Origin of the sequence: Mammaliicoccus sp. C-M13 (assembly GCF_022386845.1) — a bacterium.
GTDB lineage: Bacteria > Bacillota > Bacilli > Staphylococcales > Staphylococcaceae > Mammaliicoccus > Mammaliicoccus lentus.
Genome location: NZ_JAJNHQ010000006.1, coordinates 103287 through 119374 on the forward strand (window position 1 = coordinate 103287; position 16088 = coordinate 119374).

General features: G+C 33.3%; 12 protein-coding genes. 7 read left to right on the forward strand and 5 right to left on the reverse strand.

Annotated features, from left to right (window positions below; translation table 11 throughout):
* The first annotated feature begins 2 nt into the window (after positions 1-2).
* From LQ615_RS06360 to LQ615_RS06380, 5 genes are all read left to right on the forward strand, one after another.
* Complete coding sequence (locus LQ615_RS06360) at positions 3-1754, forward strand: acyl-CoA synthetase FdrA (protein WP_070045067.1); 1752 nt, start codon at positions 3-5, stop codon at positions 1752-1754.
* Complete coding sequence (locus tag LQ615_RS06365) at positions 1754-3013, forward strand: YlbE family protein (RefSeq protein ID WP_016999007.1); 1260 nt, start codon at positions 1754-1756, stop codon at positions 3011-3013. Before LQ615_RS06360 ends, LQ615_RS06365 begins: the two co-directional genes overlap by 1 nt.
* 1 nt (position 3014) lies before the next feature.
* Entirely contained in the window at positions 3015-3791 is a 777-nt protein-coding gene (locus LQ615_RS06370) for an oxamate carbamoyltransferase subunit AllH family protein (RefSeq protein WP_239703902.1), read from the forward strand.
* Positions 3791-4726, forward strand: a complete 936-nt coding sequence (gene arcC / locus LQ615_RS06375) for a carbamate kinase (RefSeq protein WP_016999009.1) — start codon at positions 3791-3793, stop codon at positions 4724-4726. The genes LQ615_RS06370 and arcC overlap by 1 nt, the downstream gene beginning before the upstream one ends.
* A gap of 82 nt (positions 4727-4808) precedes the next feature.
* Positions 4809-6023: a CynX/NimT family MFS transporter gene (locus LQ615_RS06380; protein WP_228082780.1), complete on the forward strand. Its 1215-nt coding sequence runs from the start codon at positions 4809-4811 to the stop codon at positions 6021-6023.
* Between the two features lie 565 nt (positions 6024-6588).
* Here the strand turns inward: LQ615_RS06380 and LQ615_RS06385 are convergent.
* The 4 genes from LQ615_RS06385 to LQ615_RS06400 all read right to left on the reverse strand — a co-directional run bounded on the left by LQ615_RS06385 (position 6589) and on the right by LQ615_RS06400 (position 11176).
* On the reverse strand, positions 6589-7803 hold the full coding sequence (locus LQ615_RS06385; RefSeq protein WP_239704192.1) for a pyridoxal-phosphate-dependent aminotransferase family protein: 1215 nt from the start codon (positions 7801-7803) through the stop codon (positions 6589-6591).
* Between the two features lie 118 nt (positions 7804-7921).
* Positions 7922-8917, reverse strand: coding sequence for an LLM class flavin-dependent oxidoreductase (locus LQ615_RS06390; RefSeq protein WP_239704191.1), 996 nt, complete (start codon positions 8915-8917; stop codon positions 7922-7924).
* Between the two features lie 31 nt (positions 8918-8948).
* Complete coding sequence (locus tag LQ615_RS06395) at positions 8949-9452, reverse strand: GNAT family N-acetyltransferase (RefSeq protein ID WP_135032202.1); 504 nt, start codon at positions 9450-9452, stop codon at positions 8949-8951.
* 206 nt (positions 9453-9658) lie between these two features.
* A complete protein-coding gene (locus LQ615_RS06400) occupies positions 9659-11176 on the reverse strand; it encodes an AbgT family transporter (protein WP_235855328.1) in 1518 nt (505 codons plus the stop codon).
* A gap of 365 nt (positions 11177-11541) precedes the next feature.
* On the opposite strand from LQ615_RS06400, the gene LQ615_RS06405 reads away from it, so the two are divergent.
* Entirely contained in the window at positions 11542-13917 is a 2376-nt protein-coding gene (locus LQ615_RS06405; RefSeq protein ID WP_275584104.1) for a fibronectin-binding protein FnbA, read from the forward strand.
* Positions 13918-14019: 102 nt separating this feature from the next.
* Complete coding sequence (locus tag LQ615_RS06415; protein ID WP_239704056.1) at positions 14020-15651, forward strand: poly(glycerol-phosphate) alpha-glucosyltransferase; 1632 nt, start codon at positions 14020-14022, stop codon at positions 15649-15651.
* 61 nt (positions 15652-15712) lie between these two features.
* Here the strand turns inward: LQ615_RS06415 and LQ615_RS06420 are convergent, their stop codons facing one another.
* Complete coding sequence (locus tag LQ615_RS06420) at positions 15713-16081, reverse strand: transcriptional regulator, SarA/Rot family (RefSeq protein ID WP_017000829.1); 369 nt, start codon at positions 16079-16081, stop codon at positions 15713-15715.
* Positions 16082-16088 lie beyond the last annotated feature (7 nt).

Below are 16088 nucleotides of genomic sequence, written 5' to 3' on the forward strand. Positions count from 1 at the left end.
AAATGTTATATACAATTATTAAAGAAAACACATACCAAGATTCAATTGTATTAATGTTATTATCAAATAAATTATCAGCAATTGACGGTGTGAATAAAGTTTCAATAATGATGGGAACACCAGCAAATAAAGACATATTTAAATCATCAGGTTTAGGAACAGAAGAATTAGAAGATGCTAAACCAAACGATATTGCTATCGTTGTTGATACAGAAGATGAAGAAAAAGTAGAAGAAGTAAGTAAAGCAGTAGATGAAGAATTAAAAGGCAATAGTGAAAAGGAAGAAGCATCAAATAATAAAGAAGCTTCAAATTGGAACCAAGCTTTAGATTTAGCAAATAATCCTAACTTAGCAATGATTTCTATACCTGGTCAATATGCTGCTATGGAAGCAGATAACGCTTTAAACAATGGCTTACACGTCTTCATGTTTAGTGACAACGTTGCTAAAGAAGACGAAGTAGCGTTGAAACAAAAAGCTAATGAAAAAGGTTTAATGGTTATGGGACCAGACTGTGGTACAGGTATTATTCATAGTGTACCTTTAGCATTTACAAACATCGTGAACGAAGGCGACATTGGTGTTGTAGGAGCATCTGGTACTGGTATCCAAGAAGTTACAACAATTATTGACCGTGAAGGCAAAGGTGTTACAAACGCAATCGGTACAGGTGGCCGTGATTTATCAACAGAAGTTGGTGCGGTTACAATGTTAGATTCAATCAAAGCTTTAAACCAAGATCCTAAAGTAAAAGTGATAACTGTAATTTCTAAGCCCCCAGCTAAAGAAGTAGAAGAAAAAGTATTAAATCTTTTACGTAATATTGAAAAACCAGTTGTAACACTATTCTTAGGTCATAAACCAGAATTTACTGAGAAAAATATTCATCATGCATACACATTAGAAGAAGCAGCTCGTGTTTCTGTACAGTTATCTAACGGCGAAGAACCGAACTTTGCAGCTTCAACACTTAAAGATATTAATGTTGAACTAAAAGATAATCAAACTGGTATTAAAGGTTATTATTCAGGCGGTACTTTAGCTTCTGAAGCAGCAATGTTAGTTAAAGATGCTTTAAACGTTGAAAGTGAAGAAGCTGAAGGATTTACTTTGAAAGCAAATAATCACGAAGTAATCGACTTAGGTGATGATATGTATACTCAAGGTAGACCACACCCAATGATTGATCCTGGGAAACGTATCGAAATGTTAGAAAAATCTGCAGATCAAGAAACAACTGCTGTCATTATGCTTGATAACGTAATTGGATATGGTAGCCATGATGATATGGCAAATGAATTAGCACCAACAATCTCAAGTATTAAATCTAAAGTTCAATCAGAAGGTAGAGATATTGCAATCTTAGCTACTGTAGTTGGTACTGAACATGATCATCAAGGTTATGAACAACAACAAGAAACATTACGTGAAGCTGGTGCAATTATTTGTGATACAAACGATCAAATGGTTCGTACAGCTATTGAATTAGTAGGTGGAAAAGTAGAACAACCTGAATTACAAGTTCAAACATTTGAAGCAACTAAAGTTGATTTAACAGTTGATGAAAAAATTATGAACCTTATCAATATGAAACCAAGTGTTATTAACATAGGCCTGAAAAGTTTCGCTGAAGCGGTTGAAAACAGTGGATCAGAAGTTGTTCAATTTAACTGGCGTCCAATAGCAGGTGGAAATGAAAAATTAATGAAAGTCTTACAATTTTTAAATAATTATGAAGGAGAGTCAGTATAATGGGATTTAAAACAATTGATGAAGCCAATCAAGCCGTTATAGATAAAATGGTTGCTGCTGCACCGTTCTTAGTAGATGTAGTCCCAGCAAAAACTAAAATTCCAGAATTAAAAGAGAATGTTCTTTTACATGCAGGGCCTCCAATGACATATGACGATATGACAGATCCAATGCAAGGTGCATGTGTCGGTGCGATTCTTTTTGAAGAATGGGCTGATGATGAAGCAACTGCTAGAAAAATGTTAGAAAATGATGAAATTACATTGATACCATGTCATCACGTAAACGCGGTGGGTCCAATGGGCGGTATTACTTCAATGAACATGCCAGTACTTGTTGTAGAAAACAGAGAAAATGGTAACGAAGCATATTGCCAAATGAACGAAGGTATCGGTGCGGTTATGCGTTTCGGTGCATACAATGAACAAGTTATTAATCGTCTACATTGGATGAAAGATGTACTTGGTCCTGTATTAGGTGAAGCAATTCGTTCACTAGAAGATGGTATGAACGTTAACGTGCTTATCGCAAAAGCTATCGCTATGGGTGACGAATTCCACCAACGTAATATTGCTTCTTCATACGCATTCTTACGTGATATAGCACCAGTTATATCTTCATTAGACCACATTGATAACGAAAAACGTACAGAAGTAATACAGTTCTTATCTGATACAGACCAATTCTTCTTGAATGTTGCTATGGCAACTGGTAAAGCAATGATGGATGCAGCAAGAACTATTCAATCTGGTACAGTAGTTACAGCTATGACACGTAACGGTAATCAATTCGGTATCCGTATCGCTGGTATGGGAGACGAATGGTTCACTGGGCCAGTAAACACACCACAAGGACTGTATTTCACTGGTTACTCAGCAGACGATGCAAACCCAGATATGGGAGACTCTGCAATTACAGAAACAATAGGTGTAGGAGGCATGGCAATGATTGCTGCTCCTGCAGTGACACGCTTTGTAGGCACAGGCGGCTTTGATGACGCATTACAAACAAGTAATGAAATGACAGAAATCACTATTGGTGAAAATCCTAACTTTGCTATTCCAACTTGGAATTTCAAAGGGGCTGTATTAGGAATTGATGCTAGAAAAGTAGTAGAAACAGGCATTACTCCAGTTATTAATACTGGTATTGCACATAAAGTAGCAGGCTTTGGACAAATTGGAGCGGGTACTGTACATCCTCCAATCGAATGTTTCGAAAAAGCAATTACAGCTTATGCTGAGAAATTAGGATTCTAAGATGATTTTAAATGCAAGTGCGACAGGTAGTGTCGCACTTGATTTATTAAGAAAGCATGATGCTTTTTATGTGCACAGTGTATTTAAAAAAGGCTTTAATATCATAACGAATCAACAAGATTTAATATTCATAGGTACTGACGAAAATGGTCGGTTCCCTTTCGGTATACTTGTCGATTCATATACGAGAGATCAGCTCATTTCTGAAATTGAGATTGGGGCACAACTGAAAGTTCAACATCATACCTTAAATATTAATCATTTAAAGTTAAACTGGAAAGTTGATGTGCTCGATTTAGAACAAGATTTTGATCAATGTAATGTACCGTTATTAAAAGAACAATTGGATAAATTTTCTTTTGCAGATTATGAAGAATCAGAATTTACAAGTTTAAAAATAGATGAATTTTTAGTAGCTCTGAGCTCGAAAGAAGTAGATATTGAACCTTATTTAAGATATTACATTGGTAGAGGACAAGGTCTGACGCCAACAGGTGATGATATTATAACTGGTATACTTTATGCAAATAAATTAACACCATTTATAGAGACATCAAATTTATTAAAATTAAAACAATTATTGAATGAACATCTTACAACAGTCGTTAGTGAAGCATTTTTAAATTGTGCTTTAGACGGGTTGTTTAGTTCGAAAATTACAAAGCTTCAACATGAAGCATCGGAAAAAGCGATAAAAGAATTAATATCAGTTGGTTCATCCTCAGGAATGGATACACTTTATGGTATTTCTCTAGCTTTACATAAGGAGTGGAATTAATGGGTAAAAGAGTCGTGCTTGCTTTAGGTGGAAATGCTATTTTACAACCTAAACAAGAAGCAACATATGACAATCAATACAACAATGTCATAACAGCTACAGAAAAAATGATAGAAATAAGAAAAGCAGGCCATGAAATTGTTGTTACACATGGTAACGGACCTCAAGTAGGAAATATTATTGCTCAAAATGAGTATGCTAAAGATAACGTTCCAGCATTACCAATAGACGTTTGTAGTGCAGAATCACAAGGTATGATTGGTTATATGATGGAAATGGCATTGAAAAATCATTTGAATAAAGATAAAATTAATGCAAACGTTAGTACATTATTAACTATGGTAGAAGTGGATAAAGATGACAAAGCGTTCAGCAACCCATCTAAACCAATAGGCGTATTCTTTGATGAAGATACAGCAAAAAGCCTAGAACAAGATAAAGGCTTCACAATGGGAGAAGATGCAGGTAGAGGTTACCGCAGATTAGTACCTTCTCCAGAACCACTTGTTATTCATGGCGTTGAAGAAATTAAAAGTTTACTAAGTAAATCAATTATTATTTCTTCAGGCGGTGGCGGTATCCCTGTATATCGTAATGAAGAAGGAAATCTTGAAGGTGTAGAAGCTGTAATCGATAAAGATAGATCAGGCTTAAAACTTTCTGAACAAGTAGAAGCAGACGTGTTCATGATGTTAACAGATGTACCAAATGTTTATATTAATTATGGTAAAGAGAATGAGAAGAAATTAGAACAAATTTCAGTTGAAGAAGCTGAACAATATGTGAGCGAAGGACAATTCCCAGCAGGTAGTATGTTACCTAAGATTGAAGCTGCTATTGAATTTGCTAAGACAGGTAATGAAGCTATTATTTGTTCATTAGGCGAAGCAGTAGATGCTTTAGAAGGCAAAGCTGGCACACGCATTGTAAAATAATCAGCTACTGTCAATATTATGAAAGAGTCTGAGACAATTATTTATGTCTTAGACTCTAAAAATTTTATATGGAGGTGAGGATTTGGAAGAACAAATGAAAAAATATCATTTTAAAGATATTTGGATTGTTTTATTAGGTATGATATTTGTAGCTTCAACGTTAAGGGCACCATTAACTTCTGTTGGTCCGGTTGTTGACTCAATTAAATCTACATTAGAAATCAATAATAGTTTGGCTGGATTTTTAACAACAATACCTTTACTTATATTCGGGATTGTATCTCCGTTAGTATCGAGAGTTGTTACTAAGTTAACGATGTCAGGTGCAATTGTTTATGCACTAATTTTATTAATGGTTGGTTTATTCTTACGTGTATCTGGCGGTATTAATTTATTTATTTTCGGTACAATCTTAATTGGTGTGGCTATCGCATTCGGAAACGTTTGTCTACCTAGTTATGTGAAATGGAAATTCCCATTACAAATAGGTTTATTCACCGGTATTTATAGTGCGACGATGAACTTTACTGCTGGTCTGGGTGGTGGACTAAGTTATCCCTTATCCCAAATCTCACCATTAGGATTCCGTTTGTCATTAGCGTTTTGGATTATATTAGCAGTATTAGCGCTTATATTATGGATGCCTCAAGTTAAAGGTGGAAAAGCCGAGGAAATTAAAGCTACTAAAGAAATGCAAGCTAAAGCACAAGGACCTAAACCTAAAATGGTAACTTCTAAGTTAGCATGGGTTGTTGCGTTAACAATGGGCTTTCAATCTATGGTGTTTTATACAGTAGTTGCATGGGTCCCTTCCATCCTAATAGATAAAGGACTATCACCAACTACAGCTGGATATTTCCTTATGTTGAACCAATTTTCACAAGTACCTATGACATTTCTATTTCCAATAATTGCTTCTAAAATGAAAAATCAAAAAATACTCGTAACAATTATAACGGTGCTATTCTTAGTTGGCTTCAGTTTACTATTTAGCCAATCAATTGTTTTACTAGCAATTAGTATGGTTATAGCGGGTCTAGGAATGGGTGCATGTTTCAGTATATGTATGACATTCTTCTCAATAAGAGCAAGAACAAGTGCAGGTAGCATGTCATTGTCTGGATTCGGACAATCTATCGGATACTTTATTGCAGCAATTGGACCGTTCTTCGTTGGATATTTACATGATTACTTCGGCGGATGGGACGTAGGTATAATCGCATTACTTGTTATATCTGTTTTAACGTTTATATTTGCTATACAAGCAGCACAAGATGTATATGTAGAAGATCAATAAAAGTTATAAAATAATACTCCTAATCCGATTTAACGGATTAGGAGTATTTGTTTATAATTAGGGATTGTAATAGTTTTTTGTTGTACTTGGATTAATGAGATAGAAAATCCAATAAAAGTGTGGTTGTTGTAGAAAATCCAATAAAGGTATGGTTAGTTGGATTATTGTTGTAGAAAATCCAATAAGAGTATGGTTAGTTGGATTATTGTTGTAGTTAATCCAATAAAGGTATGGTTATTTGGATTATTGTTGTAGAAAATCCAATAAGAGTGTGGTTATTTGGATTAATGAGATAGAAAATCCAATAAAGGTATGGTTAGTTGGATTAATGAGATAGAAAATCCAATAAAGGTGTGGTTAGTTGGATTATTGTTGTAGAAAATCCAATAAAGGTGTGGTTAGTTGGATTATTGTTGTAGTTAATCCAATAAGAGTATAGTTATTTGGATTATTGAGGTAGAAAATCCAATAAAGGTATGATTAGTTGGATTAATGAAAAAGAAAATCCAATAAGAGTTGAAGAGGGTGAGACACCTTTCTGTCCCACTCCCTGTTTTAATCAAAATTATGATTCATAATATTTAATAAGTGTATCTAATGCTTTAACAGGATTTAATCCTTGTACGCCTTGTTGTTGTAAAAATAAAGAGAAAATAGATAAGAATGTAAGTATGTTTTGTTTTTCTACTACATAGCCCATTAAGCCAATTCTCCATATTTTATTTTGTAGTTCGCCAAATGATCCAGCGATTTCTACACCGTAATTTTCTAATAATGATTTTCTAAATTCGTTAGGCTCTACACCTTCAGGGATTTCAACGCAAATGACCATTTTCATTTCATGGTTTGCATCTCCATAAATTTTTAATCCAAGTGCTTCTAGTGCGCGTTTTAAACCTTCGTGATGGTAAGCATGACGTTCAGCTCTATTTTCAACGCCTTCTCCTACAGCAATTTTTAAGCCGGCATTTAATGCATAAACCATAGCTGTTGCTTCTGTATGGTGGTTTAAACGTTTAGGACTCCAATAATCTTGAAGTTGTGTTAAATCAAAGTAATTACTTCTTATGAAAACTTCTTTCTCTGTTTCTTCGTTAGTTCTAATACCTTCTTCAACACGTTTTCTAGTATTAATTGCTTCACTAAAACGCTCATTGAAAGTAATTGGTGTGATGCCAGAAGGTATAGATAAGCATTTTTGAGCACCGCCAATAACAGCGTCTAATTCCCATTCGTCAACTGGTATAGTTGTACCTAAGTATGTAGCAACGGCATCCACTACTGAATAAACGCCTCGTTCTTTACAAGCTTTACCAATCTTATCTATAGGTTGCTGACGTCCGGTAGATGTTTCACCGTGAACAATTGCTAATACTTTAGGTTTTACGATATCTAATGCTTTAATAATTTCTTCTTGTGGTAGAACTTCTCCTACAGGACATTCAATAGTATGTACGATACCTCCAGCACGTTGAACTAGCTCTGCGAATAAATGTCCAAACCTACCTATAATTGGAACTAAAACACGATCTCCTGGCTCGACGATACTTGAAATAACAGCTTCTAATCCCGCTCTGCTTGTACCATCAACAGGGAATGACCATGTATTTTCTGTTAAAAATGATTTTCTAATCAGTTCCATTGTTTCATCCATTATAGCTGTAAAGTCCGGATCAAATTGACCAAGTATAGAGTTGCTCATTGCTTGTGAAACACGTGGGTCCACACTTACAGGACCTGGTGTCATAATTAATCTTTTTGCTATTTTCAATTCACTCATATTAAGTTCTCTCCTTTACACTTTTCCTTTTTAATTGTATCAAATTATTAATTCAAGTTCTTTGTATAATTATACAAAAAAGCATATAACTTTTATTAAAAATGACTAAAAATTGTGATTATTCAGTTATTTCATCCGCAAGTAATTTATAAGACTTTTTCTTATCTTCAAAATTATAAATATTAGTAATAATCATGAATTCATCAGTTTGATAATATGTTTCAAGTTCTTTTAATTTTGCTACGACTGTTTCTGGAGACCCGATAATACAACGTTTTCTATTTTTCTTAATTAAATCCTGTTCTTCATCTGTAAAATCTTCAACGTTGATTTCTTCAGAAGACAATACTTTAGTCCCTCGACCTTTGCTAACATTAATTAACCATTTATCTTGGCTTAGAGCAAGTTCTTCAGCCTTTTCATCAGTTTCAGCACATACTACAAAAATACATGCAATACTAGAAGGTGATTGCTGACTAACAGAAGGTTTAAAGTCATTATAATATCGCTCCATTGCTATTTTTCCATACTTAGGATTGATAAAATGACCAAATACAAAGCCAATTCCTAAATTCGCAGCATTTTTTGCACCATTTTCAGTTAATCCTAATAACCACATTGGAGGAGGATTATCGATACGAGGTCCAGCTTTCACAAGTCTGAATTTATGATCTCGAGGAAGTGAATTATATAAGAAACCTTGTAAATCACTAACTTGTCTAGGGAAATCATCAATAGGTTTAATGTGATTATCCGTTAAAGCCTTTTGTGTAGAAGGCGAACCACCAGGTGAATTACCAAATCCAATGTCAATACGATTAGGAAAAAATGCTGATAATGTCTTAGCATTTTCTGCAATTTTATAAGGGCTGTATTGAGGTAACAAAATACCACCAGAACCAACACGAATTTGATTTGTCGAAGCGGCTATATTTGTCATTAATATCTCTGGTGAAGAACTCGCTAATCCACTCGTATTATGGTGTTCCGCAACCCAATAACGGTGATAACCTAACGACTCTGTCCATTTCGCTAATTCAATAGTCTTCCTTAATGTTTCCTCAGGCGTGTCACCTTTAGAAATGGGTGCCTGATCCAGTACACTGAGTTTCATTCAACCACGCTCCTTTATGAATAAATCTTATTTATAACTTACGTTTGTATTTTAATGAAAGATAGCCTTCCTCTTTAGGGAGTGTGTTCATTGGTTTTTCAAATTGGAATTGAAAACCGTTTGTTTCATAAAAAGGAATCCCCATGTAGTTTTCTTTTAATACTGATACCCATTGCTCTTTTGCACCACGTTCTATTTGATCGCTTGTGATTTTATGTAATAATTTTGTTCCAATACCTTCTCTTTTACGAGTAGGGTCTAAATAAAGGACATACAGTTCAGAACTACTATCATTACGAAAACCTCCACCACCAGCTCCAATAATTTTACCTTTATCTGCTGCTACAAACCAACCATTCCAATAATGATTAATATTTAAAACTTCATTTGTTACACGAACTTTATTATAAAACTCATTAATAATTTGAGTGATATATTTTTGAGGAAGAATGTTTTTGTATGTAGCTTTATAACCTTCAGAACATACGTAAATAATACCTTCAACATCTTCTACTGTCGCTAATCTATAATTCATTCAACCACGCTCCTTTTACTCTTAATTAAAGTATAACTTAAAAATAAATATTGTTATAAAATCTGCTTATGATGTGATGATGCACCTTATGAAAGTTGCAAGTCGAGGTCCACGCACAACTTTATCATTGAGTGAACAAAGTATTAATAAGACATGCTGTAAAAAACTCCCTTCAAAGCCAAGTTTGAAGGGAGTTTTAAATTCAACTAAATATTCGTTTGTGCGCCTGGTCCGACTGGTATTCCTAGTAAGTACCAAATGACAAACATAATTGTCCATAATATGAGAATTGCGATAGAGTATGGCAACATGACGGATACGACTGTGCCTATTCCATTTTTCTTTCCGTATCTTTCTGCTACTGACACGATGTAAGGGAAGAATGGCATTAGTGGTGAAATGATATTTGTTGACGAGTCTCCAATTCTATATGCTATTTGTGTAACTTCAGGAGAAACGCCTAATTGCATAAACATCGGCACAAATATAGGTGCCATGAGTGCCCATTTTGCAGAGTCTGCAGCGATAAAAATATTTATAATTGTTGTAATTATGATCAATGCTATTAGCGCTGTTAGTCCATTTACATGCATAGCTTTCAGTAATTCAGCACCGTTTACAGAAAGTATTGTTCCAATATGAGAGTATTCAAATAATGCAACAAACTGTGCAGCGAAAAAGATTAAAACAATAAATTCAGACATTGTCATTAAAGACCCACTCATGAGTTCAACTGCATCTTTATCGTTTTTAACTGTTTTGTTAATAACACCGTAAGTTAAACCAGGGATAAGGAATACGAGCATCATCGTAAATATAATACTGTGTATAAATGGTGAATCGATAAAACTTCCATTTTCTCCTCTTAATAATCCATTAGATGGTATAACCATACTACCGATAACAACAATTACGGCAATTAAAGCAATGTTAGCCCATTTAAAAGCTTTAGGATTAATTTCATCAAATTTAGTGTTTTCAGGTTCTTCATATTCTCCTAAACTAGGTTCAACAATTTTATCTGTAATAAACGTTCCAATTCCTACAACAAGAAAAGTAGAAACAAACATAAAGAACCAGTTATCTGTAGCATTTACAATGTAATCAGCATTAAGTATATGTGCAGCTTCTGTCGTCATACCACTTAATATTGGATCGTTTGTACCTAGGAATAGGTTTGCAGAATAACCACCTGCTACACCACTGAATGCAGCAGCGAGTCCCGCTATAGGATGACGTTTGAATGATAAGAAAATCATTGCTCCAAGAGGCACTAATACAACATATCCTACTGAAGCGGCAATGTTAGAAAGTACACCTAATAACACAACAATTGGAGTTATGAATTTACGTGGTGTATGTGCAACGGTCTTTTGAATTAATGCACTTAAATAACCAGTTTTTTCAGCTACACCAACACCGAGCATAGCGACCAAAACAGGGCCGAGTGCTACGAAAGATGTAAAGTTCTCAACGACACTTGTAAATACATGTGAAATACCAGAAGGTGTCAGCAAGCTAATAACTTTTGCAGTTTGGTTTTCTACATTTCCAGTTTCTTGGTTTATACCTTTAAATGATACGGACACATCAAATAAATAAAGTATATGTGAAAGAACAAATAAAATAACGATAAATATTAAAAATATCGTAACTGGGTGTGGAAGTCTATTACCTATATTCTCAATTTTACTTAGGTAGCGGCTCATTTTATTTTGTTGCACGTATATCCCTTCTTTTTTATGTGATACTAAAATTGTATAGTAATTTATACTAAATTCAAGAATAACAAATCAAACAAATAAGAATAATAAGGTAATTTAAATTAAAGGTTGAAAAATGTTCGTGTGTTCGAACGTTTTTTATTTTGAGATATTTTGTAATTGAATAAGGTTTGTTAACGAAATTATAAACATAATTATTTGTAAAAAATATACATTTAAGAAAATAAATGTGATATTATATTTTTTAAAGGGGGAATGTAGAAATTTGTTAATTTATTATAATTATTATTTAAATAATAAAGTTTACTAATTATTGTAATTAACAACGATTAATGAAGTTTTAACAATGGAAGGAGAAGATTATTATGAAAAAGAAACCAAATTCAAGAAGGTTAGATTTCATCCCTAATCGATTAAACAAGTATTCAATTAGAAAATTCACAGTAGGTACAGCTTCAATTATTATAGGTTCACTAATCTTTTTAGGACAAGGAAATGAAGCGCAAGCTGAAGAAACTACTACTAGTAGTACAACACACATAACCGATAACGGTAATATAAATAAGGTAACAGCTGAGAAAACTACAGAAAATACAACAAGTGAAGAAGTACCGCCAGTTGCGGAACCAGCTGAAAATACATCAAACGATAACGAAATTAATAATGAAACAACGACAACAGAAACACCGGTAACAGATAAAGTAGAAGATAGCGAAGCAACAAGAGAAGAGCCAACAGAAACACCGGTAACAGATAAAGCAGAAGATAACGAAGAAGCAACAAGAGAAGAGTCAACAGAAACACCGTCAGTAGATAAAGCAGAAGATAGCGAAGAGGCAACAACAGAAGAGCCAACAGAAACACCGGTAACAGATAAAGTAGAAGATAGCGAAGAGGCAACAACAGAAGAGCCAACAGAAACACCGTCAGCAGATAAAGCAGAAGATAGCGAAGAAGCAACAAGAGAAGAGCCAACAGAAACACCGGTAACAGATAAAGTAGAAGACAACACTGAATCAACTAATGAAGAACCAGTTGAAAATACACAAACTGATAAAGAAACTAATAAAGAAGAGTCAAATACTAATGATGCTGTAACGAATACAGCAACTGATACAGATGACAAAGAAAGTACAGAGGAAGCAAGCGAGCAACCTTCTGGAACATTAGTAAATGATAAAGTAAACACGACTGAGTTTAATTTTAATTCTCAAGATATCAATCCGAATAATAGTGGGCACACTTCCTTTAATTCAAAATTCCAAGTTGATGGAGAAGTTAAATCTGGAGACTACTTTACGTTTAAATTACCTCAGTATTTAACAGCTGATGGCGATGTAGATTATTCAAATTTAAATAATATTATGAATTTACCAGAACTAAAAAATGCAAATGGTGATGTCATTGCTACAGGAATGTACAACACTACTAATAAAACAGGTACGTATACATTTACTGATTTTATAAATGGTAAGAAGAATATTAATGGTCAATTTGAACTTCCGTTATTTACAGATAGAAAAAATGCTCCTCAATCTGGTGAATATCCTTTAGAGTTTGATGTAGCTGGCGAAACATTTAATGAAGATATAAATATTAATTATGGAAGTCCAGTACAAGGTAATAGAGGTGAAAATGGATCAAATATTACTTCGTTTATAACAGAGATAGACTTACATTCTGGGCAAAATGAATATACTCAATCTATATACGTTAACCCTAAAGGCAATAAACTAAATTATTCTACAGTTAAAATCCAAGGTTATCATGAAGACCCTACGAAAAGTAGTACTTTAATTGATGAAAATAATACATCATTTAAAGTATACGAAGTTCAAGATAATACAAAATTAACAGATAGTTACTATATTAATCCTGAAGATTCAAATTATGTAGATGTAACAAATCAGTTTAGTAACGCAATTACTTATAGAGACAATACAGCGACAATAGATTTCAGTAATACTTCAAAAACTTATGTTGTAGTAGTAGACGGACACTTTGACAATAGTGACGAAAGTGTAAGAACACGAGTGACTCATAGTAATACAGATTATTATGGAAATCAAAACACATATTATTGGGACAATGAAAATATCGTAAAACAAGGTTCTGGTTCTGGTGATGGCGACGATGATTCAGATTCTGACGCAGATGCAGACTCAGACAGTGATGCCGATGCAGATAGTGACGCAGACTCAGATAGCGATGCAGACTCAGACAGTGACGCAGACTCAGACAGTGATGCAGACTCAGATAGTGATGCGGACTCAGATAGTGACGCGGACTCCGATAGTGATGCAGACTCAGATAGTGATGCAGACTCAGACAGTGATGCAGACTCAGACAGTGATGCAGACTCAGATAGTGATGCAGACTCAGATAGTGATGCGGACTCCGATAGTGACGCGGACTCAGATAGCGATGCCGATGCAGATAGTGATGCAGACTCAGATAGCGACGCGGACTCAGATAGTGATGCAGACTCTGATAGTGACGCCGATTCTGATAATGACGGTGATGTAGATCATGATATGGTTCCAGGGTCTAATATAGATAATGGACCGCATTCTGGATCAAATGTTGGTAAAGCAGCTAGTACTAGTAAAGATGGAAAATCTAATAAGACATTACCAGATACAGGTGAAGAAAATACACAAAATGGTCTATTGTTCGGTGGACTATTTGCTGGTTTAGGCTCATTGCTCTTGTTTGGTAGACGTCGTAAAAAAGAAAAGTAAATAGCGTATAAATAAATATGAAAGTATTTTTACTACCAGGCTTTTTAGCCTGGTTCCATTTATTTTCAACTTATTTCAAAAGTCGAGAAATGAGGGAATAAATTGTTTTTAGAAAAGCGAATTGATAAATTATTAGCAACAGTAAATGAAGAAAATCTAGAGTTTGATATTTCGTTTCTATCATTAGGATTACCAAATATTAAAGCTATAGTTTCAGTTTTGAAAAGAAAAAAATATTTAAAAGATGATATATTAAAAGCATGTGCTCAATTTAAGAAAAAAACGGGTAAAGAACCAGTTTGGATTAAAATGGATATCGTTACGCATACAGAGCAAATTGACTTTAATATACTAGTAAATGATTTGGAAAAGACTCGTAGAAATTACGTAGACTATGGTTTTTCACTTGATGATAGTTGGAGGTATGCATTTTTACCTGAAATCATTAATTCGAATGCCTTTATAAGACCTAATAATAAAGATAAAAAATTATATCTATCTGAAAAAAATATCAATAATTATTTAAGGAAGTATACGAAAAATAACTTGGCATTTAATAAGTCTTACTATAGTAATAAAAAAGTAATTAAATTCTATACAAAAGGTTTTTATGTTGAAGAAGATCGAATTATTAAGCTAAATGAAAAAGGTTATGAGAAAAATTTAAGAGATGTTGATAATTTTCACGAAGAAATAGATGAATTAATTAAACAAAGTGTGAATTATTTAAAGAATGAAATTCAAAGTAATGGTAAGTATATTTATGGATATTTTCCTCATTTTGATAAGAAAATTAATTTTTATAATAATTTAAGACATTCTTCTTCTACATATGCATTAATAGAAGGATTATCTTATTTGAATAAAGATATTTCAGTCGCTAAGAAACCTTTAAATTATATTATCGAAAACTATTTATACAATCATGATGGTATAGCTTATGTTTTTGATGATACGAAAGGTATCAATGAAATTAAATTAGGGCAAAATGCAGCATTTATATTAGCGATTTGTGAGTATTTAAGACATCGACCAGATGATTTATTCTATCTAGAAATAGCACAAAAAGTAGCTAAAGGTATTGAAAGTATGATTGATGATAATGATGCAGAAACGATACATGTATTGTATTATCCAACATTAAAAGTAAAAGAAAAGTATCGCATTGTATATTATGATGGGGAAGCTGCCTTTGCTTTATTAAGATTGTACCAAGTTGATGGAGATGAAAATTGGCTCAATCTAGTTAAACATTTATTTGAAAAGTTTATAAAACAGAATTATTGGAAATATCATGATCACTGGTTAAGTTATTGTACAAATGAGTTAGTGAAGTTAAACCATGAAGAAAAGTACTATATATTTGGTATGAAAAATGCTGCTGGTCATTTGGACTATATTAAGCAAAGGGAAACTACATTTCCTACATTTTTAGAAATGCTTGTAGCGACATACAAACTTGTACAATCAGCTAAAAATAGTGGATTTAAACACTTAGTAACAGAGTATATAGACGAAAGAAAATTGATTGATACCATTCATTCAAGAGCAAATTATCAAAGAACTGGATATTTTTATCCAGAAATAGTAATGTATTTTAAAAATCCAGAAAGAATAATGAACACATTCTTTATTAAGCATCATGGCTTCAGAGTGCGCATAGATGATGTGGAGCATTATATTTCAGGTTATGTGCAGTATCAAAATGTATTTAAAAATAATAAGATTACTTAATAAAAAATTATTTATACATAAAAACTTCCTCAAAATTTATGAGGAAGTTTTTTTAAGTATGTTATATCAGTTTTTTCTTTTGAACTAAATCAATACTATCTATATGATGTTGTACGATTTTTTCACAATAATCTAGGATTTCATCAATCTTACTTAATTGAATATCTTTAAGTATAAGTGCTCTTTCATCAAATGGGTCTCTAGCTTTCTTTAATAGTCCGAAGTGTTCAAGTGTTTTTAATGAATTCGTAATTTCTGAAGAGGGCGGATCGAACATAATATCTCTCAATTTTCTTACATAGACTTCTTCCTCATCTATTTCAGATAGATAGAATAAAGTTAAAATGTCCATTCTTTTTAATTTCTTTTCATTATAAATTGTCTTAAGGATATCTTTCTTAAATAGTTCGTAATAAATAATTTGTTTCATTTAATCG

Coding starts and splice junctions, on each gene's coding strand:
- LQ615_RS06360 (WP_070045067.1), top strand. CDS start 3: ATGTTATATACAATTATTAAAGAAAACACATACCAAGATTCAATTGTA.
- LQ615_RS06365 (WP_016999007.1), top strand. CDS start 1,754: ATGGGATTTAAAACAATTGATGAAGCCAATCAAGCCGTTATAGATAAA.
- LQ615_RS06370 (WP_239703902.1), top strand. CDS start 3,015: ATGATTTTAAATGCAAGTGCGACAGGTAGTGTCGCACTTGATTTATTA.
- arcC (WP_016999009.1), top strand. CDS start 3,791: ATGGGTAAAAGAGTCGTGCTTGCTTTAGGTGGAAATGCTATTTTACAA.
- LQ615_RS06385 (WP_239704192.1), bottom strand. CDS start 7,803: ATGAGTGAATTGAAAATAGCAAAAAGATTAATTATGACACCAGGTCCT.
- LQ615_RS06390 (WP_239704191.1), bottom strand. CDS start 8,917: ATGAAACTCAGTGTACTGGATCAGGCACCCATTTCTAAAGGTGACACG.
- LQ615_RS06395 (WP_135032202.1), bottom strand. CDS start 9,452: ATGAATTATAGATTAGCGACAGTAGAAGATGTTGAAGGTATTATTTAC.
- LQ615_RS06405 (WP_275584104.1), top strand. CDS start 11,542: ATGAAAAAGAAACCAAATTCAAGAAGGTTAGATTTCATCCCTAATCGA.
- LQ615_RS06420 (WP_017000829.1), bottom strand. CDS start 16,081: ATGAAACAAATTATTTATTACGAACTATTTAAGAAAGATATCCTTAAG.